The following is a 25204-nucleotide window of genomic DNA, read 5'->3' on the forward strand; positions in this document are numbered from 1 at the left end:
GAGCCGAGCTGCGCGGCCGAGGCGTCCGAGCGCGGGCCTATAGTGTCCGGTGATGTCCGAACAGCCCAGCCCCTCAGCCCGCCCGTCCTCGCCCGAGCTGGACCCCGCGATCGCCGCGCGCCTGAAGCGCGATGCGGACGGCCTCGTGGCCGCGATCATCCAGCAGCACGACACCCGAGAGGTGCTCATGCTCGGCTGGATGGACGAGGAGGCTGTGCACCGCACCCTCACCACCGGTCGCGTGACGTTCTGGTCCCGGTCCCGCCGGGAGCTGTGGCGCAAGGGCGACACCTCCGGACACATCCAGCTCGTGCGCCGCGTCAGCCTGGACTGCGACGGCGATGCCCTGCTGGTCGAGGTCGAGCAGGTGGGGGCGGCCTGCCACACGGGCACCCGCACCTGCTTCGAGGACCGGCAGCTGAAGGCCGTCCAGGGGCAGCGCTGACCGGCACGCTGCGCCCGGGCGCCGCCGCAGGCGCCGGGATCCCCACGTGAGCGGCGCCAACCCCAGATCACGGCCGGGCATCGCCCGGCAGGAAGAAGTCGCATGATGCACCAGATGGGCACGGTCTCCCCGAGCCTCGAGGAGTTCCGCGAGCTGGCCAGGCACCACCGCGTCATCCCGGTGCGCACCACCGTGATGGCCGATGCGCTGACCCCGATCGGGATCTACCGCAGCCTCGTGCTGCGCGAGGACGGCACGGCGCCGTCGGGCACCTTCCTGATGGAGTCCGCCGCTCAGGGGATCTGGTCCCGCTGGTCGTTCATCGGCGCGGGCTCCAGGGCCACCCTGATCAGTCGGGACGGCCAGGCGCACTGGGTCGGCGACGTCCCCGTCGGGCTGCCCACGGAGGGCAGCCCGGTCGAGGCTCTGCGCGAGACCCTGGCGGTGCTGGCCACCGAGCGCTTCGACGACGCCCCTCCGCTGTCCTCGGGCATGGTCGGCTTCCTCGGCTGGGAGGTCGTGCGCCGCTGGGAGCGGCTGCCCGATCCGCCGCTGGACGACCTGCGCATCCCCGAACTGGCCATGAACCTGGTCTCGGAGATGGCCGTGCACGACAACACGGACGGCTCCGTGACGCTCGTGGCCAACGCGTACAACGCCGACGGCACGGACGAGCGCGTGGACGAGGCCTGGCTGGATGCCGTCGAGCGCCTCGACGGGATGCTCGAGAAGCTGGACCGGCCGTCGTCCCAGGCCCCGGTCTCGATCGCCGAGGACGTGATCGACCGGGACCGGATCGAGGAGGCGGTGCAGCAGTCGTGGCCGCGCGAGGACTTCCTCAGCGCGATCGAGGAGGCCAAGCAGGCCATCGTCGACGGCGAGATCTTCCAGGTCGTGATCTCACGGCGCTTCGAGACCGAGTGCACGGCCGACCCGCTCGAGGTCTATCGCATGCTGCGATCGATCAACCCGAGCCCCTACATGTACCTGTACGCCTTCGAGGATGCCGAGGGCAGGCCCTTCCACGTGGTCGGGTCATCGCCCGAGGCGCTCGTGAACGTCTCGGACGGGCAGGTCGTCACGCACCCGATTGCCGGCTCCCGTCCTCGCGGTGCCACCGCGGAGCAGGACCAGGCGCTGGGGCAGGAGCTGCTGGCCGATGAGAAGGAGCGCGCCGAGCACCTCATGCTCGTGGACCTCTCCCGCAACGACCTCTCGAAGGTCTGCGAGCCGGGCTCCGTGGAGGTCACCGAGTTCATGGCGATCGAGCGCTTCAGCCACATCATGCACCTGTGTTCCAACGTGGTCGGGCGCATGCGCCCGGACGTGAGCGCGTACGACGTGCTAGCCGCAGCCTTCCCCGCTGGAACGCTCTCCGGGGCGCCCAAGCCCCGGGCGCTGAAGCTGCTGGACGAGTACGAGCCCCGTCGCCGCGCCGTCTACGGCGGAGTGGTCGGCTACATGGATTTCGCGGGCTCCATGGACGTGGCCATCGCGATCCGCTCGGCGCTGCTGGTCGACGGACGCGCGTACGTCCAGGCCGGAGGCGGCATCGTCGCCGACTCGGTGCCGGAGACGGAGGCGCTGGAATCGCTGAACAAGGCCGCCGCGCCGCTGCGAGCGGCCCTCGCCGCCCAGTCCGTGCGCCGCCCTCGCCGCCTGAGCGCCGATGCCCGGCAGCAGGTCGACGCAACCGAGGGAGCCGCCCGATGACGGCCCTGAAGCGCAAGCCCATCGTCGTCCTGCTGTGCCTTGTGCTGGGTGCGGCGCTGTTCGGCGCCTCCGCCATGAGCTGGGTGCACGCCAGCGTGGCCACGGCGGTCTCGCAGATCGACGTGGACGTGCGCGGCAGCGATGCCGCACCGGCCGTCTCGGCCCTCGGATTGGTCGCCATGGCCGGCGCGGTGGCACTGAGCATCGCCGGTCCGCGACTGCGACCCGTGGTGTCCCTGGTGATCGCCGGTGCCGGACTGGGCTCCCTGATCGCCGTGATCGGCGCCATCGCCGACCCCGTCGGGGTCTCCGAGGGCGTCGTCGGGGAGATGACCGGCGTGGTCGGCACGGGAGCCGAGCACGAGCTCACCGTCGGCCCCTGGCTGTGCGCCGCGGCCTCCGTGCTCGTGATCCTCGGCGGCGTCTGGGCGCTCATCTCGTCCAGGACCTGGGCCAGGCCGACGGCCTCGCGCTTCGAGCGCGGCACCGCCCAGCGTCGTGCCGCGGGCGACGACGATCGCGAGTCCGAGCGCCGCGATGACATCGACTCCTGGGACGCCCTCACCGAGGGACGGGACCCCACCGGCTCCTAAGCAGCCGTCACCGCACCTGTCGGTCACCGTCACAGGCGCGGTGAGTGGCACAATAAGGACGAGTACCGCCACCAATGGTCGGAGTCCCTCAGCGGACCCCGACCCCGAGCACCACAGGGAGACCTGAACTCATGTCGCACGCGACCACCAGCTCCAGCACTGCGTCGGAGGCCGCATCCCGCCTCGAGGCCGAGCGCGAGGCCCACGGCCCCGATGTCATCGTCCTGGATCACACCGGGTACGTCGGGCACGGCAACACCGTCGCCGCCTGGACCTGCATCGCCATCATGGCCGTGGGCGTCGTCCTGGGGCTCATCGGCCTGGTCCAGGAGCTCGGCAGCGTCCTGATGTGGGTCGGCGTGGGCGTCATCGTCCTCGGCCTGATCGTGGGCGCCGTCCTCAAGGGCATGGGCATGGGTTATGAGGGCGAGGTCCGCAAGCACGAGCGCGGCGAGCTCAAGCACTGAGCCCCTCCTCATCAGGGCGGCTGACACGCCCCTGAGCCGCAGACCGCATCGTCTCCGCGCTCTGCCCGACCCGCACCGGCGCCGCCGGCCTGCGGGTTGGTGCATGCCGCGACCATCGCAATCTTCCAGGAGAGGACACGTCACCGCATGACCGAGCATCCCGAGGGAAGCGTGAGGGCCACCGGAACGGTCCTCGACTCCATCATCGAGGGGGTCCGCGAGGATCTGGAGGCTCGGCGCGCCGCCGTTCCGCTCGAGGAGATCCGACGCACCGCAGCGCAGGCGCCGGCGCCCCGCGACGCGATCGCGGCACTGCGCGGATCCCACGAGGACACGCTCGAGATCATCGCCGAGGTCAAGCGCTCGTCGCCCTCGAAGGGCGCCCTGGCGCCGATCGAGGACCCCGCCGCTCTGGCCGCCGCGTACGAGCGCGGGGGAGCGGCCGTGATCTCCGTGCTCACCGAGCAGCGCCGCTTCGGCGGCTCGCTGGCCGACCTGGACGCGGTGCGCGCTGCCGTGGACGTGCCGATCCTGCGCAAGGACTTCACGGTCGACGAGTACCAGATCCTCGAGGCCCGTGCCCACGGGGCCGATCTCATCCTGCTGATCGTCGCGGCCCTCGACGACGACGCGCTGGCCCATCTGCTGAAGGTCACCGAGGACCTCGGGATGCAGGCGCTCGTGGAGACGCATACGGAGGAGGAGATCCGCCGTGCCGCGGTGGTGGGCGCCAAGATCGTGGGCGTGAACACCCGTGATCTGAATACCCTCGACGTCGACACCGACCGCTTCGGGCACCTGGCCGAGCACCTTCCCGCAGACGCCGTCCTGGTGGCGGAGTCCGGTGTCAGCGGCCCCGAGCAGATCGAGGACTACGCGCGTCAGGGCGCTCATGCCGTGCTCACCGGCGAGGCGCTGGTCCGGGCGGGCGACCCCGTGGGCACCGTCGCCCAGTTCCGCACCCTCGGCGAGTCCATCCGCGCCGCGCACCGGGGGGAGCAGGAGGCCCGCGACGGGCAGCGGCGCTACTCGAACGCCCAGGGCCCGTACTTCGGCGACTTCGGCGGGCGCTGGATGCCCGAGTCGCTGATCGCCGCCCTGGACCAGGTCACCGACACCTTCGAGAAGGCCAAGGCCGATCCGGAGTTCCTGGAGGAGTTCCAGCGGCTGTCGCGCGACTACGCGAACAGGCCGTCGCTGCTGACGGAGGCCGAGCGCTTCGGCGCCCACGCGGGCTGCCGCGTGTTCCTCAAGCGCGAGGACCTCAACCACACCGGCTCGCACAAGATCAACAACGTCCTGGGCCAGGCCCTGCTGGCCCAGCGGATGGGCAAGACCCGCCTGATCGCGGAGACCGGGGCCGGGCAGCACGGCGTGGCCACGGCCACCGCCGCCGCGCTGCTAGGCATGGAGTGCGTGGTCTACATGGGCGCGGAGGACACCCGGCGCCAGGCGCTGAACGTCGCGCGCATGAATCTGCTGGGCGCCGAGGTCGTGGCCGTGGAGCACGGCTCGCAGACGCTCAAGGACGCCATCAACGAGGCGCTGCGCGACTGGGTGGCCTCCGTGGACACGACCCACTACCTGCTGGGCACCGCCGCCGGGCCGCATCCCTTCCCGGCCATGGTCCGCTGGTTCCACCAGCAGATCGGCGACGAGGCCCGCGCCCAGATCCTGTCGCAGACCGGTCGGCTGCCGGATGCCGTGGCGGCCTGCGTGGGCGGCGGATCGAATGCGATCGGCATCTTCCACGCGTTCCTCGACGACGCCGACGTCGAGCTGCACGGCTTCGAGGCGGGCGGCGACGGGGTAGACACCCCTCGCCACGCCGCGACCATCACGCTGGGGCGCCCCGGCGTGCTGCACGGGGCCAAGACGTTCCTGATGCAGGACGAGGACGGGCAGACGATCGAGTCGCACTCGATCTCCGCCGGCCTGGACTACCCGGCAGTGGGTCCCGAGCACGCCTACCTCGCCGCCAGCGGACGCGCCGTCTACACGGCGATCACCGATGACCAGGCCATGGACGCCTTCCGCGCCCTGTGCCGCACCGAGGGCATCATCCCTGCGATCGAGTCCTCGCACGCCCTGGCAGGCGCCGTGCGGCTCGGCCAGACCTGGCGCGAGCAGCTCGGCGAGGAGGCCGCAGCGCAGAAGATCGTCGTCGTGTCCCTGTCGGGCCGCGGCGACAAGGACGTGGCCACGGCCGCCGAGTGGTTCGACATGCTGCCGGGCGGCTCCAGGGAAGAGAAGATCGCCGAGACGGGGGAGCAGCTGTGAACCAGACCACCAGTGCCGGGTCCCAGGACCCCTCAGAGGCCTCAGCGACCGAGCAGACCGGTGCGCCGCAGGCGGCCGTGCAGGCCGAGTGCCTGTCCGGGCCGGGATCCCTGATCGATCGGATCATCCCCGCGGGCCTGGCCCAGGACCCCGACTCCCGGCTGGCCGCGCGCATCGAGCAGTGCCGCGCGCAGGGCCGACCCGCGCTGATCGGCTACCTGCCCGCCGGCTATCCGAGCGTCGAGGAGTCCATCGAGGCCGCCGTCGCACTCGGGCTCGGCGGGGCCGATGTCATCGAGGTCGGTCTGCCGTACTCCGATCCCGTCATGGATGGCGAGGTCATCCAGGCAGCCACCACGCAGGCCCTCGCCCAGGGCGTGAGCACGGATGACGCCTTCCGCGTGGTCCGGGCGATCACCGAGCGAACGGACGCCGTGGCCGTCCTGATGACCTATTGGAACCTGGTCATGCAGCACGGCGTGGACCGCTTCGCCGCAGACCTGGCGGCAGCGGGTGGGTCGGGGATCGTGACCCCTGACCTGATTCCGGACGAGGCCCAGGAGTGGTTCGAGGCCTCCTCCGCCCACGGCCTGGACCGGATCTTCCTGGTCGCCCCGTCCAGCACTCGGGAGCGCATGGAGATGACGGCGCGGGCGTCGTCGGGCTTCGTGTACGCCGTGTCGGTCATGGGCGTCACCGGTGCGCGGGACTCCGTCTCCGACGCCGCCCAGGACGTCGTCCGGCGAGCCCGCGCCGCCGGTGCGCAGAACGTGTGCGTCGGTCTGGGCGTGTCGCGCCGCGAGCACGTCGAGGAGATCGGCGCCTACGCCGACGGCGCGATCGTGGGCACCGCGCTCGTAAAGGCCCTGCGCGACGGCGGACCCGAGGCCGTCGGCCGCCTGGCCGCCGAGCTCGCCGGCCGCAGCTGACCCGCAGCCGGTGCGGACGCTGCGCCCGCACCGGCTCCCCTCCCACCCCGCCCGGGCGCACCGGAACCAGGAAGGCACTCATGCTCGTCTCGCCGACGCTGTCGATCCCCTCGCCCGGCTGGAGCGGGTTCTCGCTGGGGCCGTTCGAGGTCCACGCCTACGCTCTATGCATCCTGCTCGGGATGGCCGCGGCCATCGCGATCACGACCCGGCGCATGGACGCCCGCGGTCAGGACGGCGACTTCGTCATGGATGCGGCGCTGCTGGCCATCCCGCTGGGCATCATCGGCGCCCGGCTCTACCACGTGGTCATCACCGACCCCGGTTACTACTTCGGCTCCGCGGAGGGGCTGATGGAGATCCCGCAGCTGTGGAAGGGCGGGCTGGGGATCATGGGCGGCGTGGCCTTCGGCGCCCTGGCCGTGTGGATCATGTGCCGGGTCCGCGGGACCTCCTACGCCCTGTTCGCGGACTGCGTGGCTCCGGCCCTGCTGGTGGCCCAGGCCCTGGGCCGCTGGGGCAACTGGTTCAACCAGGAGCTCTTCGGCCGCGCCACCACGCTTCCCTGGGGCCTCGAGATCGCCCCCACGTCCCCCAACTTCCCGGACGGGCTTCCGGCGGGCACGCTGTTCCACCCCACGTTTCTCTACGAGTCGCTGTGGAACCTGCTGGGGGCGGCGCTGATCATCTGGCTCGGGCGCAGCCGCCGCACGGCGCACCGGGTCGACGGCGGCCGCTCGATGGCGCTCTACCTGATCTGGTACGGGACCGGTCGCATGCTGATCGAGATCTTCCTGCGCATCGACCCCTCCGCCATGTTCCTGGGCGTGCGCATCCACGTGTTCACCGCTGCGGCGCTGATCGTCGTCGGCCTGCTGCTCTACGCGTGGCTCTCCCGCCGCAAGGCCGCCGTCCTGGGCTCGGTCGCTGAGCACCCTGCCTCGACCCGCGCCGCGAACGGCAGCGGCAGCCACCGGGCCGTCGCTGCGGCTCGGCAGTCCGACGCCGCCGCTGCCCTAGGGGCCGAAACCGCCTCCGAGCCCTGGCGCGGTGCCCGGATCAACCGGCTGCCCGATCTCGACCGCGCAGACCGCACCGCGGCGGCTGCCGAGCCCGAGCCCGACAGCGCCGAGCTCGGCGAGCAGGCCGACCCCTGCGGTGACGTGCGGCTGCAGGCCTTCGTCGAGACGCGCGCAGCCGATCCGTCGCGCCAGCCGGTGCGCGGCTGAGACGCACCGGATCGCCTCCGCATCGGCCGGGGCGGCCGCCCTGTGACGCGGCATGAAACAGCCAGGAAACACCCCGGCAGTATCCTCATCGCCGCATCAGCATGCGCTCCGCTGACGCCGCTCGGTCCCATCGGCTGAGGCAGGCACCGTCGGGCGGTGCCGAGCCGCAGCCATCAGGTGAGGAGAATTCCATGTCGCAGTCCGATCCCGGTCCCCGGGCGCACCCGGCCCCGCAGAGCGAGGACCAGGTCCCTGAGGCCGCCCCGACCGAGTCCTCGGACGGGTCCGTCCGCTCGCCGTTCACCGAGTTCTCCACCGCCCCCGAGCAGCAGGGCCTCTACCGACCGGATCAGGAGAAGGACGCCTGCGGCCTGGCCGTGATCGCGACTCTCGACGGGCAGCCCCGCCACGAGATCGTGGACAAGGCGCTGATCGCTCTGCGGGCCCTGGAGCACCGAGGCGCCGTGGGCGGCGACTCCGGCTCCGGCGACGGGGCGGGCATCCTCCTGCAGATCCCCGACGCCTTCTTCCGCGAGGTCCTCGACTTCGAGCTGCCCGCTCCGGGCGCCTACGCCGTGGGCTCGGTCTTCCTCCCCACCGGCGGTCGCGACGAGGCGCAGATCCGCGCCCAGATGGAGGAGATCGCCCAGGAAGAGGGCCTCGAGGTCCTCGGCTGGCGCGAGGTCCCCGTCGACGACTCCGCGATCGGCAGCGCGGCGCGCTCGGTCATGCCGTACTTCGTCCAGCCCTTCGTCCAGGAGCGTCGTGACGCGCAGGAGGCCTTCACCGGCCACATCCCGGTCCAGGACCTCGACGGCTCCGCCGCCCGACTGCAGCTCGATCAGAAGGCCTTCCGGCTGCGCAAGCGCTCCCAGAACCGACTGGGCATCTACTGCTCGTCGTTCTCCACCTCGACCATCGTCTACAAGGGCATGCTCACCACGGCCCAGCTCGAGCCGTTCTACCCGGATCTGTCGGACGAGCGCTTCGGCACGCGGCTGGCGGTGGTGCACTCCCGCTTCTCGACCAACACGTTCCCGTCGTGGCCGCTGGCTCAGCCCATGCGCATCCTGGCCCACAACGGCGAGATCAACACCGTCAAGGGCAACCGGAACTGGATGCGCGCGCGCCAGTCGCAGCTGAAGTCGCCGCTGCTGGGCCGCAATCCGGAGGAGCTGTTCCCGATCTGCTCCGAGGGCGCCTCCGACTCGCAGTCCCTCGACGAGGTGGCTGAGCTGCTGATGCTCTCCGGCCGTCCGCTCGTGCAGGCCATGATGATGATGATCCCGGAGGCCTGGGAGAACCACGAGACCATGGACGTCGACCGGCGCTCGTTCTACGAGTACCACTCCACGCTCATGGAGCCGTGGGACGGCCCCGCCGCCGTGGCCTTCACCGACGGCCGCCGCGTGGGCTCGGTGCTGGACCGCAACGGGCTGCGGCCCGGGCGCTTCTGGGAGACCGAGGACGGCCTGGTCGTCTTCGCCTCCGAGGTCGGCGTGGTCGACCTGTCGGACCGCACGATCGTGCGCAAGGGCCGCGTGGCCCCCGGCACCATGTTCCTGGTGGACACGGTCGAGGGCCGGATCGTGGAGGACGCCGAGCTCAAGCAGGAGATCGCTGACCTGCAGCCGTGGCAGGAGTGGTCCGAGGGCAACACCGTCCGCTTCGCGGATCTGCCCGAGCGCGAGCACATGCGCCACCCGCGCTCGTCGATCGAGCTGCGGCAGAAGACCTTCGGCTACACCCACGAGGAGCTCGCCAAGATCATCGGCCCCATGGCCGAGAAGGGCGCCGAGCCCATCTACGCCATGGGCACCGACACCCCGGTGGCCGTGCTGGCCGAGCGCCCGCGCCTGCTCTTCGACTACTTCGTGCAGTCCTTCGCCCAGGTGACGAATCCGCCGCTGGACTCGATCCGCGAGGAGCTCGTGACCTCCATGCGGTGCGCGCTGGGGCCCATGGGCAATCTGCTGACCACCAAGCGCGTCCGCACGCACCAGGTGATCCTCGAGTTCCCCGTCATCAACAACGACGAGCTCGATCAGGTCCTGCACCTCAGCGACGAGGACGAGATGCCGATCGCCCTCAAGGTGCGCGGCCTCTATCGCCCCGAGGGTGGGGGAGCGGGGCTGCGGGCGCGCATCGCGGAGATCTGCGAGAAGGTCTCGGCCGCGGTCAACCGCGGCGTGCAGTACGTCGTGATCTCAGACCGCGACTCGAACGGCTCGTGGGCGCCGATCCCCTCGCTGCTGCTCACCAGCGCGATCCACCACCACCTGCTGCGCTCGGCCACCCGCACCAAGTGCTCGCTCGTGGTCGAGGCCGGCGATGTCCGCGAGGTCCACCACGTGGCCCTGCTGCTGGGCTACGGCGCCTCGGGCGTGAACCCCTACCTGGCCATGGAGTCCGCGGAGGACCTCGTGCGCGCCGGGCAGATCGCCGGGGTCACGGAGGAGCAGGCGGTCGCCCACCTCATCAAGGCGCTCGGCAAGGGCGTGCAGAAGATCATGTCCAAGATGGGCATCTCGACCGTCTCGTCCTACTGCGGGGCCCAGACCTTCGAGGCGCTGGGCCTGTCGAAGGAGCTGATCGAGGACTTCTTCACCGGAACCGTCTCGCAGCTCGACGGCGTGGGCCTGGACGTCATCGCCGAGGAGACGCATGCGCGGCATCGTCGGGCCTACCCCGAGGACGGCGTGGTGGAGCCGCACATCGGGCTGGACACCGGCGGCGAGTACGACTGGCGCCGCGACGGCGCCCCGCACCTGTTCAGCCCGGAGGTCGTCTTCCGGCTGCAGCACTCGACCCGCACCGGCAGCTACGACATCTTTCGCTCCTACACCCGGCTGGTGGATGAGCAGTCGGAGCAGCTCAAGACCATCCGCGGCCTGCTGTCCTTCGACTCGGACCGCACCCCGGTCCCGCTCGAGGAGGTCGAGCCGGTCGAGGAGATCTTCAAGCGGTTCTCGACCGGGGCCATGTCCTACGGATCGATCTCCATGGAGGCCCACGAGACCCTGGCGATCGCCATGAACCGGATCGGCGCCAAGTCGAACACGGGCGAGGGCGGCGAGGACGTCGAGCGGCTCATGGATCCGCAGCGACGGTCCAAGATCAAGCAGATCGCCTCCGGGCGCTTCGGGGTCACGAGCCTGTACCTGACGAACGCCGAGGATCTGCAGATCAAGATGGCCCAGGGCGCCAAGCCCGGCGAGGGCGGCCAGCTCATGGCCCAGAAGGTCTACCCGTGGGTCGCCCGGACCCGTCACTCGACCCCGGGCGTGTCGCTGATCTCGCCGCCGCCGCACCACGACATCTACTCGATCGAGGACCTGGCGCAGCTGATCTACGACCTCAAGCGCTCCAACCCCTCGGCGCGGGTGCACGTCAAGCTGGTCTCGGAGCTCGGCATCGGCACCGTGGCCTCGGGCGTGACCAAGGCCCGCGCGGACGTCGTGCTGGTCTCCGGCCACGACGGCGGCACGGGCGCTGCCCCGCTGAACTCGCTCAAGCACGCCGGGCTGCCCTGGGAGATCGGGCTGGCCGAGACCCAGCAGACCCTGATGCTCAACGGGCTGCGCGACCGGGTGGTCGTGCAGGCGGACGGGCAGATGAAGACCGGGCGCGACGTCGTGATCGCGGCGCTGCTGGGCGCGGAGGAGTACGGCTTCGCGACCGCGCCGCTGGTGGTCGAGGGCTGCATCATGATGCGCAAGTGCCACCTGGACACCTGCCCGGTGGGCGTGGCCACCCAGAACCCGCTGCTGCGGGAGCGGTTCACGGGCAGGGCCGAGCACGTGGTGAACTTCTTCACGTTCCTGGCCGAGGAGGTCCGCGAGCTGCTGGCCCAGCTGGGCTTCCGCAGCCTCGACGAGGCCATCGGCCACGCCGAGATCCTGCGCACGGACCGGGCGATCCGGCACTGGAAGGCAGAGGGACTGGACCTGACCCCGGTGCTGCACTCCTCGGTGCTCGAGCACGAGAGCAAGGAGGTCCGGTGCCGTAGAGGCCAGGACCACGAGCTCGATCAGCACTTCGACGTCGCCCTGATCCGCGAGTCCCAGCCGGCGCTGAGGGACCGGGAGCCGGTGCGGCTGCAGCACGAGATCGTGAACACCGATCGGTCGGTGGGCACCATGCTCGGGCATGAGGTGACCCGCACCTTCCAGACCGACGAGCTCGGCCACGACACGATCGACATCACCCTCCTCGGGCAGGCCGGGCAGTCGCTGGGGGCCTTCCTGCCCCAGGGCATCACCCTGCGGCTGGAGGGCGATGCGAACGACTACGCCGGCAAGGGCCTCTCCGGCGGTCGGATCATCATCCGCCCCGCTCGGGATGCGTCCTTCACCGCCGAGGACAACGTGGTGGCCGGCAACGTGATCGGCTACGGCGCCACGAGCGGCGAGATCCTGCTGCGCGGCCAGGTGGGGGAGCGCTTCCTGGTGCGCAACTCCGGAGCGACCGCGGTGGCCGAGGGCATCGGCGATCACGGCTGCGAGTACATGACCGGCGGCACCGCGCTGATCATCGGGCGCACCGGCCGCAACTTCGGGGCCGGGATGTCCGGCGGCGTCGCCTACGTCCTGGACCTGAGCGAGGCGGCGGTGAACCTCCAGTCGCGCACCAGCGGCGAGCTGCAGCTGCTCGAGCTCGACGACGACGACCGCGCCACGGTGCAGGGACTCCTGCGCCGCCATGCCGAGGAGACCGGATCGCAGCTGGCCCAGCGCCTGCTCGACGACCTCGAGACCACCTGCGCGCGCCTGACCAAGGTGCTCCCGCGCGACTACTCGACCGTGCTCGGCATCCGTGCCGATGCCGAGCGCGACGGCCTGGACCCGGACGGGACCGAGGCCTGGAACCAGATCCTGGAGGCGACGACCCGTGGCTGATCCCCGTGGATTCCTCAAGACGACCGAGCGCGTGGACCGGCCCAAGCGGCCGGTGCCGGTGCGCATCATGGACTTCGCCGAGGTCCAGACCCGGCAGGATCCGTCCGTGATCCATCAGCAGGCGGGTCGCTGCATGGACTGCGGCATCCCGTTCTGCCACCAGGGCTGCCCTCTGGGCAATCTCATCCCGGAGTGGAACGACCTCATGTGGCGCGGACGCGACCGCGAGGCCGTGGCCCGCATGCACGCGACCAACAACTTCCCGGAGCTGACGGGGCGCGTGTGCCCGGCCCCGTGCGAGTCGGCGTGCGTGCTGGGCATCAACCAGCCCGCGGTGACGATCAAGCAGGTCGAGTACGAGATCGGCGAGAAGGCGCTCGACGACGGCCTGCTCGAGCCGTTCATCCCGGATCGCCTGGTCGGGCAGACCGTGGCCGTCGTGGGCTCGGGCCCGTCCGGTCTGGCCGCGGCCCAGCAGCTCACGCAGGCCGGGTTCACGGTGGCGGTCTTCGAGCGCGACGACCGCATCGGGGGGCTGCTGCGCTACGGCATCCCCGACTTCAAGCTCGAGAAGGAGGTGCTGGAGCGCCGCCTGGAGGTCATGCGCCAGGAGGGCACCCGCTTCCGCACCGGCGTGGAGATCGGCCGGGACATCACCTGGGACCAGCTGCGCCGCCGCTACGACGCCGTCATCGTGGCCACCGGAGCCTTGAAGCCCCGCGAGCTGCCGGTGCCGGGCCGCGAGCTGGACGGGGTGCACCAGGCGATGGAGTACCTCACCCAGTCCAACCGCGTCGTCGCCGGCGACGAGGTCGCGGATCAGATCCGGGCCGATGGCAAGCACGTGGTGGTGCTGGGCGGCGGAGACACCGGCTCCGACTGCATCGGCACCGCCAACCGTCAGGGCGCCGCCTCGGTGACGAACATCGCGATCGGCTTCGAGCCGCCCGCCCAGCGTCCGGACTCCGAGCCGTGGCCCATGGCGCCCAAGGTGCTCGACGTCTCCTCGTCGCACGAGGAGGGCGTGGACCGCGTGTACCTGTCCTCGACCGTCGAGCTGATCGCCGGTGAGGACGGCCGGGTGCGCGCCCTGCGCCTGGCCGAGACCGAGTACCTTCCGGACGGCAGCCGCGGGCCCAAGGCCGGCACCGAGCGCGAGATCCCCGCGGATCTGGTGCTGCTGGCGCTGGGGTTCACGGGCAACGAGTCGGATGAGCTGGTCTCGCAGCTGCAGGTCAGCTGCGAGCCCCGCGGCACGGTCGCCCGCGATGACCACTACATGACTTCGGTGCGCGGCGTCTTCGCCTGCGGGGACTCGGGCCGCGGTGCGTCGCTGGTGGTCTGGGCCATCGCCGAGGGGCGTGCCTGCGCCGCCGAGGTCGAGAAGCACCTCACCGGCAGCACGCGCCTGCCCGCGCCGGTGCGGCCCAGCACGCGGGCCATCGACCTGCGCTGAGGGTTCCGGCCCTGCGCAGGCACCTCCGTGAGCCCGCGGGCGCACGGGCCGCGCACCCCTGGTCCGGGGGTCGCGGCCCGCTCGTGGCTGCGGCGGATCGTCTCCGTCACCAGGTGTGACGAGCATCTCGCTGTTCGCCCTCAGCGCGCATCCGACTTCGCCCATCTCCGACCGATCGCCTGCAGGGCGAGTATGGTGGGGAGAAGAGCGGGTCCTTTCGAGGCCCGCAGCATGACCCCGGCAGAGCTGCCGCGCAGGATTCCTCCCTCGCAGCTTCGGGGGCCTGCGCGTCGGTCTGCCAGTTCCGACATCGAGCAGGAGGAAGTGCCTTGCGCAGAGCGAAGATCGTGGCGACCATCGGTCCGGCCATCAGCTCCTACGAGAAGATCACCGAAGCCATCCAGGCCGGGCTGAACGTCGCCCGCCTCAACATGAGCCATGACACCCACGACACCCACCTGGCGTCGTACCAGAACCTGCGTCGCGCCTCGGAGGATCTCGGCCAGACCGTCGCGATCATGGCCGACCTGCAGGGGCCCAAGATCCGCCTCGGCCGCTTCGCCGACGGCCCCCACGAGCTGGCCGTGGGCGATGTCTTCACCATCACCGTCGAGGACATCCTGGGCGATCGCACTCGCTGCTCCACCACGTTCAAGGGGCTGCCCCAGGACGTGAAGCCCGGCGACCCGCTGCTGATCGACGACGGCAAGGTCGCCCTGCGGGCCACCGAGGTCACCGACACCGACGTCACCACCGTCGTGGAGGTGCCCGGCAAGGTCTCGAACAACAAGGGCATCAACCTGCCCGGCGTGGCCGTGAACGTCCCCGCCCTGTCCGACAAGGACGAGGTGGACCTGCGCTGGGCCCTGAACACGGGCTGCGATCTCGTCGCTCTGTCGTTCGTGCGCACCGGCGACGACATCACCCGCGTGCACGAGATCATGGACGAGGAGGGCCGCCGCGTCCCCGTCATCGCCAAGATCGAGAAGCCGCAGGCCGTGGAGAACCTCCACGAGATCATCGACAGCTTCGACGGCATCATGGTCGCTCGCGGCGATCTCGGCGTCGAGTTGCCGCTGGAGGAGGTCCCGGTCGTGCAGAAGCGCGCGATCGAGCTGGCGCGCCGCTGGGCCAAGCCGGTCATCGTGGCCACCCAGGTCCTCGAGACCATGATGGAGAACCCGCGCCCCACGCGCGCCGAGGCCTCGGACTGCGCCAACGCCGTGCTCGACGGCGCGGATGCGGTCATGCTCTCCGGCGAGACCTCGATCGGCGCCTACCCGATCGAGGCGCTGCAGACGATGTCGCGCATCATCCTGGCCACCGAGCGCCAGGGCTGGGAGCGCATCAGCCAGATGGTCACGGAGCCGCGCACCCGCGGCGGTGCGATCACCCGCGCGGCCGTGACCATCGCCCGTCAGCTGGACGTCCAGTACCTCACCACGTTCACGCAGTCCGGTGACACGGCCCGCCGCCTGTGCCGTCTGCGCCCGCAGCAGCCGATCCTGGCCTTCACCCCGGACCCCAACGTCGTGGCGTTCTGCTCGCTGCTGTGGGGCGTCCAGCCGATCCTCAGCGATCAGGTCGACCACACGGACGAGATGACCCGACAGGTGGACCTCTACCTCCAGTCGCATGATCTGGCTTCGCCGGAGGACCTGGTGGTCATCTGCGCCGGCTCGCCCCCAGGCGTGGCCGGTTCGACCAACCTGGTCAAGGTGCATCGCGTCGGCGATGCCAACGACTCCGGGGCCACCGTCGAGGATTCCCAGAAGGAGCGTCACGAGTCCGTGAGGCCCTGGAACCACTGATCAAGGAGCAGGCGGACTGATCCCGCGGAGCGGATCTGATCCTGCGAGGTCTGCGGCCCCGTCCACGAGCAACGGCTCGTGGACGGGGCCGCTGCGCGTCCGAGGTGCGAACGCAGCTGCTGGCTGGTCTGCCGGTCATGACTCGATCCAAGGCGGCGGGCCGCACAAAGCCCTCCCGTTGCGCTGTTCCATGGCTGGGCAGAGACTGTCGCGCGCTCAGGCAGGCGGGGGAGTCCGTTGCCCTCGGGATAGACGAGAAGCGCCCCGAGCCTGTGGCTCGGGGCGCTTCCGTGGGGCCGGGGATGGCCCAGGGTGCCCAAGGTGGGACTCGAACCCACACTCCGAAGAACCGCATTTTGAGTGCGGCGCGTCTGCCGATTCCGCCACTTGGGCGCGCGAGGCGCACGCAGAACCCTACCGCAGGGATCCGGCACGCCGCGGCATGGATGACTAGGCTGGGAGCATCGCCTGTCGGGGCGCAGTCCTGCGGCTCCGACACGTGCTCGAGGTCCCCGGAGCAGTGAGCGGGAGGCCCAGCCCATCCTGTCGCCTGTGCCGAAGGAGCCACCGCCGTGACCGAGAACACCGAACCGCTGGATCTCCCCGTCCCGGGCGGCTCCGAATCCCTGGCCGACGACGCTGGAGCATCGGAAGCAGCACACCGCCGACGCGTGGTCGTGGCCGAGGACGACTCCATGATCCGCATGGACGTGGTGGAGATGCTGTCCTCCGAGGGCTACGACGTCGTGGGGGAGGCCGCCGACGGCCGCCGTGCGGTGGAGCTGACCCGCGAGCACGAGCCCGATCTGGTGCTCATGGACGTGAAGATGCCGGTGCTCGACGGCATCTCGGCCGCCGAGGAGATCGCCGCCGAGCGCATCGCCCCGGTCGTGCTGCTGACGGCCTTCAGCCAGAAGGAGCTCGTAGAGCGGGCCCGGGAAGCCGGGGCCATGGCCTACGTGGTCAAGCCCTACACCGCCGCAGAGCTGATCCCCGCGATCGAGATCGCCGTCTCGCGCTTCGACGAGATCGTGGCGCTCGAGGACGAGGTCACCGAGATGAAGGACCAGTTCGAGACCCGCAAGCTGGTCGAGCGCGCCAAGTCGCTGCTGATCTCGCGCATGGGCCTGACCGAGCCGGAGGCCTTCCGCTGGATCCAGAAGACCTCCATGGACCGCCGCCTGTCCATGCGCGAGGTCGCCGACGCGATCCTCAACCAGGTGGGCTGAGCACCCACCCGTGTCCCGCGCGCCCATCGGGGAGGGGATGAGGGGCGTCGTGCTGTCCGGGCGCGCCCCTAGGATGGGCCCGTGAGCACGAAGACCAGCACCGAGACCGCCGCCCCCGCCTCCGTCACGATCGGGATCAAGACGGACGACCCCGTCGAGATCCCGCTGCCGCAGCGGATCGAGCGCCCGGAGCGGCGCCTGCTGCTGATCGACGGCCACTCGCTGGCCTTCCGCGCCTTCTTCGCTCTGTCGCGGGCCGCGGAGTACGGCAGCGGTCCGTCGTTCGTGACCTCGGACGGCACGCACACGGAGGCCGTCTACGGCTTCCTGAACACCATGGCCAAGATGCTGCGCGAGCAGAAGCCCACGCATCTGGTGGTGACCTTCGACCTCGACGGCCCCACGCTGCGCTCCCAGGAGTACGGCGAGTACAAGGGCGGCCGCGATGAGACGCCCGAGGAGTTCCACGGACAGGTCCAGCGCATCCAGGAGATCCTGCAGGCGCTGAACATCCCGATCGTGACCAAGGAGGGCTACGAGGCGGACGACGTCCTGGCCACCCTGTCGGCCGCGGGCTCCGCTCAGGAGTTCGAGGTCCTGGTCTTCTCCGGCGATCGCGACGCCTTCCAGATGGTCGACGAGAACGTCACCATCGTCTACCCGGGACGCACGCCGTCGGATCTGCGGCTCATGGACGCGGCGGCGGTCATGGAGAAATACAAGGTGGCCCCACAGAACTACCCGGACCTGGCGGCTCTCACCGGAGAGCAGGCGGACAACCTGCCCGGCGTCCCCGGCGTGGGACCGGGCTTCGCGGCCAAGTGGATCGAGGCCTACGGCCGCGTCGAGTCGATCATCGACAACGCGGACAAGATCACGGGCAAGAAGGGCGAGGCCCTTCGCGAGAACCTGGACCTGGTCCGTCGCAACCGGAAGCTCAATCGCCTGGAGACCACGCTCGAGCTCGGCTTCGACCTGGCGGACGCGGCGCTGCCCGCCCCGGATGCCGAGAAGGTCGACGAGCTGTTCGATGCCCTCGAGTTCGGCTCGGGCCTGCGCGGGCGCCTCTTCGACGCCCTCGCCGCCGACGACGACTCCCCCCGAGCCTCCGCACCCACGATCGAGTCGGTCGAGGACGCCGAATCCTCCGCAGGGCTCACGGCCTGGCTGGAGGACGCCGAGGGCGAGGTCGTCGTGCGCCCCATCCGCCACGACGACGACGCCCGCCTGCCGGGTGCGCGCGAGATCACCGAGCTGCTGCTGGTGCGCGCAGGCGCCGAAGCGAAGTCACCGTCCGCACTGCGACTGGATCTCACGGCCTCGGACGCGCAGCTGGAGTCGACCCTGGCCGCGTGGCTGGCCGATGCCGAGCAGCCCAAGGTGGCCGTAGGCCTCAAGGAGCTGTGGAAGTCGTTGACCGTCCGCGGGCTCGAGCTCGCCGGTGCGGTCGATGACATCCAGCTCTCGGCCTACCTCCTGGAGCCGGCGCGCACGCACTACGACCTCGAGGGCCTGCTGGCCACCCACCTGGATATCGAGGTCGAGCAGTTCCGGGAGGACGACTCCGCCGCTGAAGGCCAGACCGCGCTCGACGTCTCCGCGGGGGAGCCCGGCACCGCTGCCCGCACCTCCCAGGCGCGGCTGCTGCATGAGGCCTCGCTGGCCCTGTCGACCCTGGAGCTCTCGCGCGTTCTGCGCGAGAAGCTGCAGGCCGACGACCAGCTCGGGCTGCTCACGGACATGGATCTCCCGCTGGCCCGGATCCTGGGGCAGATGGAGCTCACCGGCGTGGCCGTCGACGCCCAGCGCGTGGCAGAGCTGATCGACGACCTCGACGGCCCGATCCAGCAGGCGTGGGACACCGCGCAGGAGATCGTGTCCCGGGAGGAGGGCGCGGCGGAGATCAACCTGGGCTCCACCAAGCAGCTGCAGGTCGTGCTCTTCGAGACCCTCGGGCTGCCCCCGACCAAGAAGATCAAGACCGGCTACACGACCTCCGCCTCCGCAGTGGCAGACCTGCTCGGCAAGGTCGATCCCGATTCCGAGGGCGCCCGCTTCCTGCTCGCCCTGATGCGCTGGCGCGATTTCACCAAGCTGCGGCAGATCGTGCAGGGCCTACGCCAGGCGGTGGCCGAGGATGACCGCATCCACACCGACTACCAGCAGACGGTGGCCGCCACCGGCCGGCTGTCCTCGACCGATCCGAACCTGCAGAACATCCCGGTGCGCAGCCAGGAGGGGCGCCGCACCCGTGCGGTGTTCGTGGTGGGCCAGGACGATCAGGGACCATTCGAGACCCTGGTGACCGCCGACTACTCCCAGATCGAGATGCGCGTGATGGCGCACCTGTCCGGCGATGAGGGCCTGATCGAGGCCTTCCGTGCGGGTGAGGACCTCCACCGGTACGTGGGCTCCAAGGTCTTCGGGGTCGCCCCGGAGGACGTGACGCCAGAGATGCGCTCCAAGGTCAAGGCCATGAGCTACGGACTGGTCTACGGGCTGAGCTCCTACGGCCTGTCCCAGCAGCTGCAGATCTCGGTGGACGAGGCCCGGACCATGATGTCCGACTACTTCAAGCGCTTCGGCGGCGTGCGCGACTTCCTGCGCGGCGTCGTCGAGGAGGCTCGGGAGGTCGGCTACACCGCCACGATCGACGGTCGCCGCCGCTACCTCCCGGATCTGGCCAGCGACAACCGCCAGGCGCGTCAGGGAGCCGAGCGCGCCGCGCTGAACGCCCCCATCCAGGGTTCGGCCGCGGACATCATCAAGCGCGCCATGATCAACGTGGACGCCGAGCTGTCCCGCGAGGGACTGCGCTCGCGCGTGCTGCTGCAGGTCCACGACGAGCTCGTGGTCGAGGCCGCTCCAGGAGAGGTGGAGCGGGTCACCGAGATCCTGCGCGAGCAGATGGGCGCGGCCGCCGAGCTGACCGTTCCGCTCGAGGTCAACGTGGGCACCGGCCCCGACTGGAACGCCGCGGCGCACTGAGCTCCGGCACCTCCGGCTTCGGCTTGACACGGCGCGACGGAAGCGTCCGGACATGTTGAAGGCCGCAGACCGGGCGGCTACACTTCCGCGGGTGCGTACTGCGCACTCGTACGAACTGCAAGCCATCGGCGCATGCGCTCCACAGGCGAGCAGCAGCCCGAACTGACCATCATCAATTCCATCGGAGTCCCTACTACATGACCACCACCACCCCGCAGGTTGCCGTCAACGACATCGGAACCGAGGAGGACTTCCTCGCCGCCGTCGATGCGACCATCAAGTACTTCAACGACGGCGACCTGGTGGAAGGCACCGTCGTCAAGGTCGATCGTGACGAGGTCCTCCTCGACATCGGCTACAAGACCGAGGGCGTCATCCCGTCTCGCGAGCTCTCGATCAAGCACGACATCAACCCCGACTCCGTCGTGGCCGTCGGCGATGAGATCGAGGCCCTGGTCCTCACCAAGGAGGACAAGGAAGGCCGCCTGATCCTCTCCAAGAAGCGCGCCCAGTACGAGCGCGCCTGGGGCGACATCGAGAAGATCAAGGAGGAGGACGGCGTCGTCAACGGCACCGTCATCGAGGTCGTCAAGGGCGGCCTCATCCTCGACATCGGTCTTCGCGGCTTCCTGCCCGCGTCGCTCGTCGAGATGCGTCGCGTCCGCGATCTGGCTCCGTACATCGGCCAGCAGCTCGAGGCCAAGATCATCGAGCTCGACAAGAACCGCAACAACGTCGTGCTCTCGCGTCGTGCGTGGCTCGAGCAGACCCAGTCCGAGGTCCGCTCCGACTTCCTCAACAAGCTCCAGAAGGGCCAGGTCCGCACGGGCCACGTGTCCTCGATCGTCAACTTCGGCGCCTTCGTCGATCTCGGCGGCGTCGATGGCCTGGTGCACGTCTCGGAGCTGTCCTGGAAGCACATCGATCACCCGGGCGAGGTCGTCGAGGTCGGCCAGGAGGTCAAGGTCGAGGTCCTGGACGTCGACATGGACCGCGAGCGCGTCTCGCTGTCGCTGAAGGCCACCCAGGAGGATCCCTGGCAGCTCTTCGCCCGCACCCACGCCCTGGGTCAGGTCGTGCCGGGCAAGGTCACCAAGCTCGTCCCCTTCGGCGCGTTCGTGCGCGTCGAGGACGGCATCGAGGGCCTGGTGCACATCTCCGAGCTGGCTCAGCGCCACGTGGACATGGCCGAGCAGGTCGTCTCCGTCGGCGAGGAGCTGTTCGTCAAGGTCATCGACATCGACCTGGACCGCCGCCGCATCTCGCTGTCGCTCAAGCAGGCCAACGAGGGCGTGGATCCGGACTCGACCGAGTTCGATCCGGCTCAGTACGGCATGGCCGCTGAGTACGACGAGCAGGGCAACTACAAGTACCCCGAGGGCTTCGATCCCGAGACCAACGAGTGGATCGAGGGCTTCGAGGAGCAGCGCGCGGCCTGGGAGCAGCAGTACGCCGAGGCTCAGGGCCGCTGGGAGGCTCACAAGGAGCAGGTGCGTCGTCACCTCAATGAGGATGCCGAGGCCGCCGTCGCCGGCGCCGGTGTCGCCACCTCGTCCTCCTCGTCGTCGAGCTCCTCGTCGTCCGCTTCGTCGGCTCCGTCCTCCTACTCGTCGGATGCTCCGGCGGAGGACGGCGGCACGCTGGCCTCGGACGAGGCTCTCGCCGCTCTGCGCGAGAAGCTCACCGGCAACTGATCACCTGCTGATCAGCGTCGCCGTCGGGCTCTGACCTGACGGACATCCACGAAGGCCCCCTTGCGATGCGCAAGGGGGCCTTCGCGCTGCCCGGGGGAGGCGGCAGGGAGCTGGGGACACGCGATTCGGCAGAGTGCTGAGCATCGCGAGGATCCCGATAGTGTGTTCCGGGCGCCAGACGGCCCCACCCGCTCATGCCGCGGACCGGCACGCGCAGCCCATCCTCTCCACACCACCGGGAGACCCCCTCATGCTCACCAGGCTCCACGACCGACTGGGGCTGCGGACCAGCCCGCAGATCTTCTTCTCGACCTCCGGCTTCGTGGTGGTCTTCGCGATCATCATGGTGGTCTTCCCCGACGGCGTCGCCGGTATCTTCGGCTCCCTGGCCGCGTGGATCACTGCGAACCTGGGCTGGTTCTACGTCACGGCGATCACCTGCATGCTGATCTTCGCCTTCTCCCTGGCGATGAGCCGTTACGGGCGGATCAAGCTGGGGGACGACGACGCCGAGCCCGAGTACTCCGGGCTGGCCTGGTTCGGGATGCTCTTCGCCGCCGGCGTGGGCGCTGTGCTCATGTTCTGGGGCGTGGCCGAGCCGGTGACGCACTACGCCGATCCGCCCATGTACGGGGTGGAGCCGCAGTCGGTGCAGGCCGCCTCCGATGCGCTGGGCATCGCGAACTTCCACTTCGGGCTGCACATGTGGGGGATCTTCATCGTTCCGGGACTGGCTTTCGCGTACTTCACGTACAAGCGCAAGCTGCCGCCGCGGGTCTCGTCGTCCTTCCAGCCGCTGCTCGGCGACGGCATCCACGGTCCGATCGGCAAGACCATCGACTCGGTGGCCGTGATCGCCACGATCTTCGGGCTGGCGGTGTCCATCGGTCAGGGCGCCATGCAGATCAACGGCGGCCTGGACGTCATGTACGGGATCCCCATGTCCGGGTGGCTGCAGGCGCTGATCGTCGCCGTGATCACCGCCGCGGCGCTGGTGTCGGTGGTCGCGGGCATGGACAAGGGCGTCAAGCGGCTGTCCTACGCCAACATCTTCCTGGCGATCGCGCTGCTGCTGTACCTGCTGATGTTCGGAGCGACCACCGAGGTCCTGAAGGGCACCGTCGAATCCGCGGGCCGCTACCTGGCCATGCTGCCCACGCTGTCGTTCTTCAACACAGCCTGGGGCGAGAGCGACTGGACCGGCACCTGGACGGTGTTCTACTTCGCGTGGACGGCCACCTGGGCCCCGTTCGTGGGCATGTTCATCGCCAAGATCTCGCGCGGACGCACGATCCGCGAGTTCGTGATCGCCGTGCTGATCATCCCGTCGCTGTTCGTGCTGTGCTGGATCGGCATCATGGGCGTCAACGCGTTCCGGATCCAGCGCGAGGGCGGCAACCTGGTGGAGACGATCGTCGATGAGGGCAACGTCCCGGCCTCGCTGTTCGAGTTCCTGGGCCACTTCCCCCTGCTGGAACTCACGGCTGTGGTGGCGCTCGTGCTGATCACGGTCTTCTTCATCACCTCCCTGGACTCCGGGGCGCTGGTGCTGGATGCCATGGCCTCCGGGCACGAGGACGAGGCGCCGGTGCGCCAGCGCGTGTTCTGGACCCTGGCGGTGGGCGCGATCTGCGTGTCGCTGCTGCTGGGGGCCGGCGAGGACGCGCTGGCGGCGCTGCAGGAGGTCATCAAGGTCATCGGGCTGCCGATCACGGCCATGATGTTCGTGCAGGCGCTGATGGTGATCCAGGCGGTGCGAGAGGACTTCGGCGGTGCCCGTCCCATTCGTACAAGGCAGTGGAAGCAGGTGCTCCCGCTGGAGGAGTACCACCGACGCTCCCAGGACGACGACGTGGACATGAGCGAGTACACGATGCGTCCTGACTTCGAGCCCGGCACCGAGCCGGAGTACGAGACGCACCAGCCCCGCACCTGGCGCACCGAGCGCGGGGCCACGGGTCAGCTGCCTGCCGTGCAGCCTGGTGATCTCCAGCGCTCGGCCCGCGATCAGGACTGAGCCCGGGGCAGCTGGCCACCCCGGGTTCGGTGACCATCGGACCGAGCCCACGGCGAGCGAGTCCTCAGGCCAGGTCGACCCACCCCGTCCCGCCGTCGTCGATCCTTCCCTGACCGGAGGTCACCTCGGACACGACGGCGCGCAGGTGCTCCACGGCGTCGTCCCTGTCCGGAACCCCCGTGTGCAGCACGGCCTCGGAGGCCCCGTAGTCGGTGTCGAGCACGGCGATGCCCGAAGCCCGCAGCTCGTTGTCGACCTTGCCCGCGAAGGCGGGGGAGACGGCGACGCTGAGGTGCCGACGACGCTCCCGCACCAGCGTAGGCGCCGAGTCCAGGGTCTCGGTCACGGCCTGCGAATAGGCGCGCACCAGACCACCGGCGCCCAGGAGGGTGCCGCCGAACCAGCGCACGACGACCGCGCAGACATCGGAGAGCTCTGGCTCCTCCTCGGCGCCGGCGTCGTGGGCTGCCTCTGGCGAAGAGGGGAACCGGTGCTGCGTCAGCGCCTCGAGCATGGGCGCCCCGGCCGTGCCGGAGGGCTCACCGTCGTCGTTGGAGCGCTGGATCATCCGATCGGCCCCCAGCACGAAGGCGCTGCAGTGATGCCGGGCGTCGTGGTGGCGGCGACGCAGCTCTGCGATCAGCTCACGCGCCTCGTCCTCGGACTGCACGCGCCGCAGCACGCACAGGAAGCGGGATCGCTTGATCTCGATCCCATGGCTGATCTCGCGGTGATGGGCCAGAACGGTGTAGCGCTGGGGCATGCGAACGATCCTAGAGCCCAGGAGGAGCCCGCCGACGGGCGCTAGCCTGGGCCCATGACGATGATCGGGCTCACGGGAGGCATCGCCTCCGGCAAATCCACGGCGGCCAGACGGCTTCAGGACCACGGCGCGGTGCTGATCGACGCGGATGCTGTCGTGCGGCAGCTGCAGGCTCCCGGAGGTGCCGCGATCGCACCCATGGTGGAGGCCTTCGGGCCGGGGATCCTGGACGACGCCGGCGCCCTGGACCGTCCCGCGCTGGGACGGCGGATCTTCTCCGATCCGCAGGCGCGCGAGCAGCTCAACGCGATCGTGCACCCCCTGGTGAGGGATCGCTCCCTCGAGCTCGTGGAGCAGGCCAGGGCGCAGAAGGGCCCCGATGCGGTGATCGTGCGGGATATCCCCCTGCTCGTGGAGACCGGGCAGGCGGATCAGATGGACCTGGTCCTGGTGATCGAGGCCCCGCGCGCCCAGCGCATCCGGCGCATGGTCGAGGACCGGGCGATGAGCCCGGAGGATGCCGCCGCGCGCATCGACGCCCAGGCCACCGACGAGCAGCGCCGCCAGGCCGCCGACGACGTCCTGGTCAATGACGGGACCGTGGCCGAGCTCGAGGCGGCCGTGGACGAATGGTGGCAGCGGCGGATCGTGTGACGCGGGCGGCCGACCAGGTCAGCACGGCGTTTTCCTTC

At 70.1% G+C, this 25204-nt stretch carries 16 protein-coding genes and 1 tRNA gene; 15 read left to right on the plus strand and 2 right to left on the minus strand.

All coding sequences use genetic code 11. The annotated features are described in order from the left end of the window. The first annotated feature begins 52 nt into the window (after positions 1-52). The 10 genes from hisI (at position 53) to pyk (ending at position 15821) form a co-directional block, all read left to right on the plus strand. On the plus strand, positions 53-445 hold the full coding sequence (hisI, locus tag JOE55_RS00915; RefSeq protein WP_053447356.1) for a phosphoribosyl-AMP cyclohydrolase: 393 nt from the start codon (positions 53-55) through the stop codon (positions 443-445). A gap of 105 nt (positions 446-550) precedes the next feature. Beyond that, positions 551-2158: an anthranilate synthase component I gene (locus JOE55_RS00920; protein WP_204783155.1), complete on the plus strand. Its 1608-nt coding sequence runs from the start codon at positions 551-553 to the stop codon at positions 2156-2158. Beyond that, positions 2155-2751: a Trp biosynthesis-associated membrane protein gene (locus JOE55_RS00925; RefSeq protein WP_024290475.1), complete on the plus strand. Its 597-nt coding sequence runs from the start codon at positions 2155-2157 to the stop codon at positions 2749-2751. Before JOE55_RS00920 ends, JOE55_RS00925 begins: the two co-directional genes overlap by 4 nt. A 131-nt stretch (positions 2752-2882) precedes the next feature. Further along, complete coding sequence (locus JOE55_RS00930; protein WP_024290474.1) at positions 2883-3218, plus strand: HGxxPAAW family protein; 336 nt, start codon at positions 2883-2885, stop codon at positions 3216-3218. 147 nt (positions 3219-3365) lie between these two features. After that, positions 3366-5498 (plus strand): tryptophan synthase subunit beta, encoded by a 2133-nt coding sequence (trpB, locus tag JOE55_RS00935; RefSeq protein ID WP_204781730.1) that lies wholly within the window; start codon positions 3366-3368, stop codon positions 5496-5498. 110 nt (positions 5499-5608) lie between these two features. Continuing rightward, on the plus strand, positions 5609-6427 hold the full coding sequence (trpA, locus tag JOE55_RS00940) for a tryptophan synthase subunit alpha (RefSeq protein WP_376121250.1): 819 nt from the start codon (positions 5609-5611) through the stop codon (positions 6425-6427). An 80-nt stretch (positions 6428-6507) separates the two neighbouring features. Then, complete coding sequence (gene lgt, locus JOE55_RS00945; protein WP_204781731.1) at positions 6508-7656, plus strand: prolipoprotein diacylglyceryl transferase; 1149 nt, start codon at positions 6508-6510, stop codon at positions 7654-7656. 191 nt (positions 7657-7847) lie between these two features. Next, positions 7848-12554, plus strand: coding sequence for a glutamate synthase large subunit (gene gltB / locus JOE55_RS00950; RefSeq protein ID WP_204781732.1), 4707 nt, complete (start codon positions 7848-7850; stop codon positions 12552-12554). After that, positions 12547-14010: a glutamate synthase subunit beta gene (locus tag JOE55_RS00955; protein WP_006213211.1), complete on the plus strand. Its 1464-nt coding sequence runs from the start codon at positions 12547-12549 to the stop codon at positions 14008-14010. Before gltB ends, JOE55_RS00955 begins: the two co-directional genes overlap by 8 nt. A 329-nt stretch (positions 14011-14339) precedes the next feature. After that, positions 14340-15821 carry a pyruvate kinase gene (pyk, locus tag JOE55_RS00960; protein ID WP_006213210.1) on the plus strand — a complete coding sequence of 494 codons (1482 nt, stop codon included), beginning with the start codon at positions 14340-14342 and terminating at the stop codon, positions 15819-15821. A gap of 313 nt (positions 15822-16134) precedes the next feature. Here pyk and JOE55_RS00965 read toward each other — a convergent pair. Then, positions 16135-16214 (minus strand) — tRNA-Leu (locus JOE55_RS00965). 233 nt (positions 16215-16447) lie between these two features. On the opposite strand from JOE55_RS00965, the gene JOE55_RS00970 reads away from it, so the two are divergent. The 4 genes from JOE55_RS00970 to JOE55_RS00985 all read left to right on the plus strand — a co-directional run bounded on the left by JOE55_RS00970 (position 16448) and on the right by JOE55_RS00985 (position 23749). After that, on the plus strand, positions 16448-17050 hold the full coding sequence (locus JOE55_RS00970; RefSeq protein WP_204783156.1) for an ANTAR domain-containing response regulator: 603 nt from the start codon (positions 16448-16450) through the stop codon (positions 17048-17050). A gap of 81 nt (positions 17051-17131) precedes the next feature. Next, positions 17132-20038, plus strand: coding sequence for a DNA polymerase I (polA, locus tag JOE55_RS00975; protein WP_204781733.1), 2907 nt, complete (start codon positions 17132-17134; stop codon positions 20036-20038). Between the two features lie 197 nt (positions 20039-20235). After that, positions 20236-21732 (plus strand): 30S ribosomal protein S1, encoded by a 1497-nt coding sequence (rpsA, locus tag JOE55_RS00980; protein ID WP_006213207.1) that lies wholly within the window; start codon positions 20236-20238, stop codon positions 21730-21732. A 250-nt stretch (positions 21733-21982) separates the two neighbouring features. Beyond that, positions 21983-23749 (plus strand): BCCT family transporter, encoded by a 1767-nt coding sequence (locus JOE55_RS00985; RefSeq protein WP_053447361.1) that lies wholly within the window; start codon positions 21983-21985, stop codon positions 23747-23749. A 64-nt stretch (positions 23750-23813) separates the two neighbouring features. Here JOE55_RS00985 and JOE55_RS00990 read toward each other — a convergent pair whose 3' ends face one another. Beyond that, positions 23814-24512, minus strand: a complete 699-nt coding sequence (locus JOE55_RS00990; protein WP_204781734.1) for an IMPACT family protein — start codon at positions 24510-24512, stop codon at positions 23814-23816. Positions 24513-24566: 54 nt separating this feature from the next. On the opposite strand from JOE55_RS00990, the gene coaE reads away from it, so the two are divergent. Next, positions 24567-25166 carry a dephospho-CoA kinase gene (gene coaE, locus JOE55_RS00995; protein ID WP_204781735.1) on the plus strand — a complete coding sequence of 200 codons (600 nt, stop codon included), beginning with the start codon at positions 24567-24569 and terminating at the stop codon, positions 25164-25166. The last annotated feature ends 38 nt before the right edge of the window (positions 25167-25204 follow it).

This window comes from Kocuria palustris (genome assembly GCF_016907795.1).
Lineage (GTDB): Bacteria > Actinomycetota > Actinomycetes > Actinomycetales > Micrococcaceae > Kocuria > Kocuria palustris.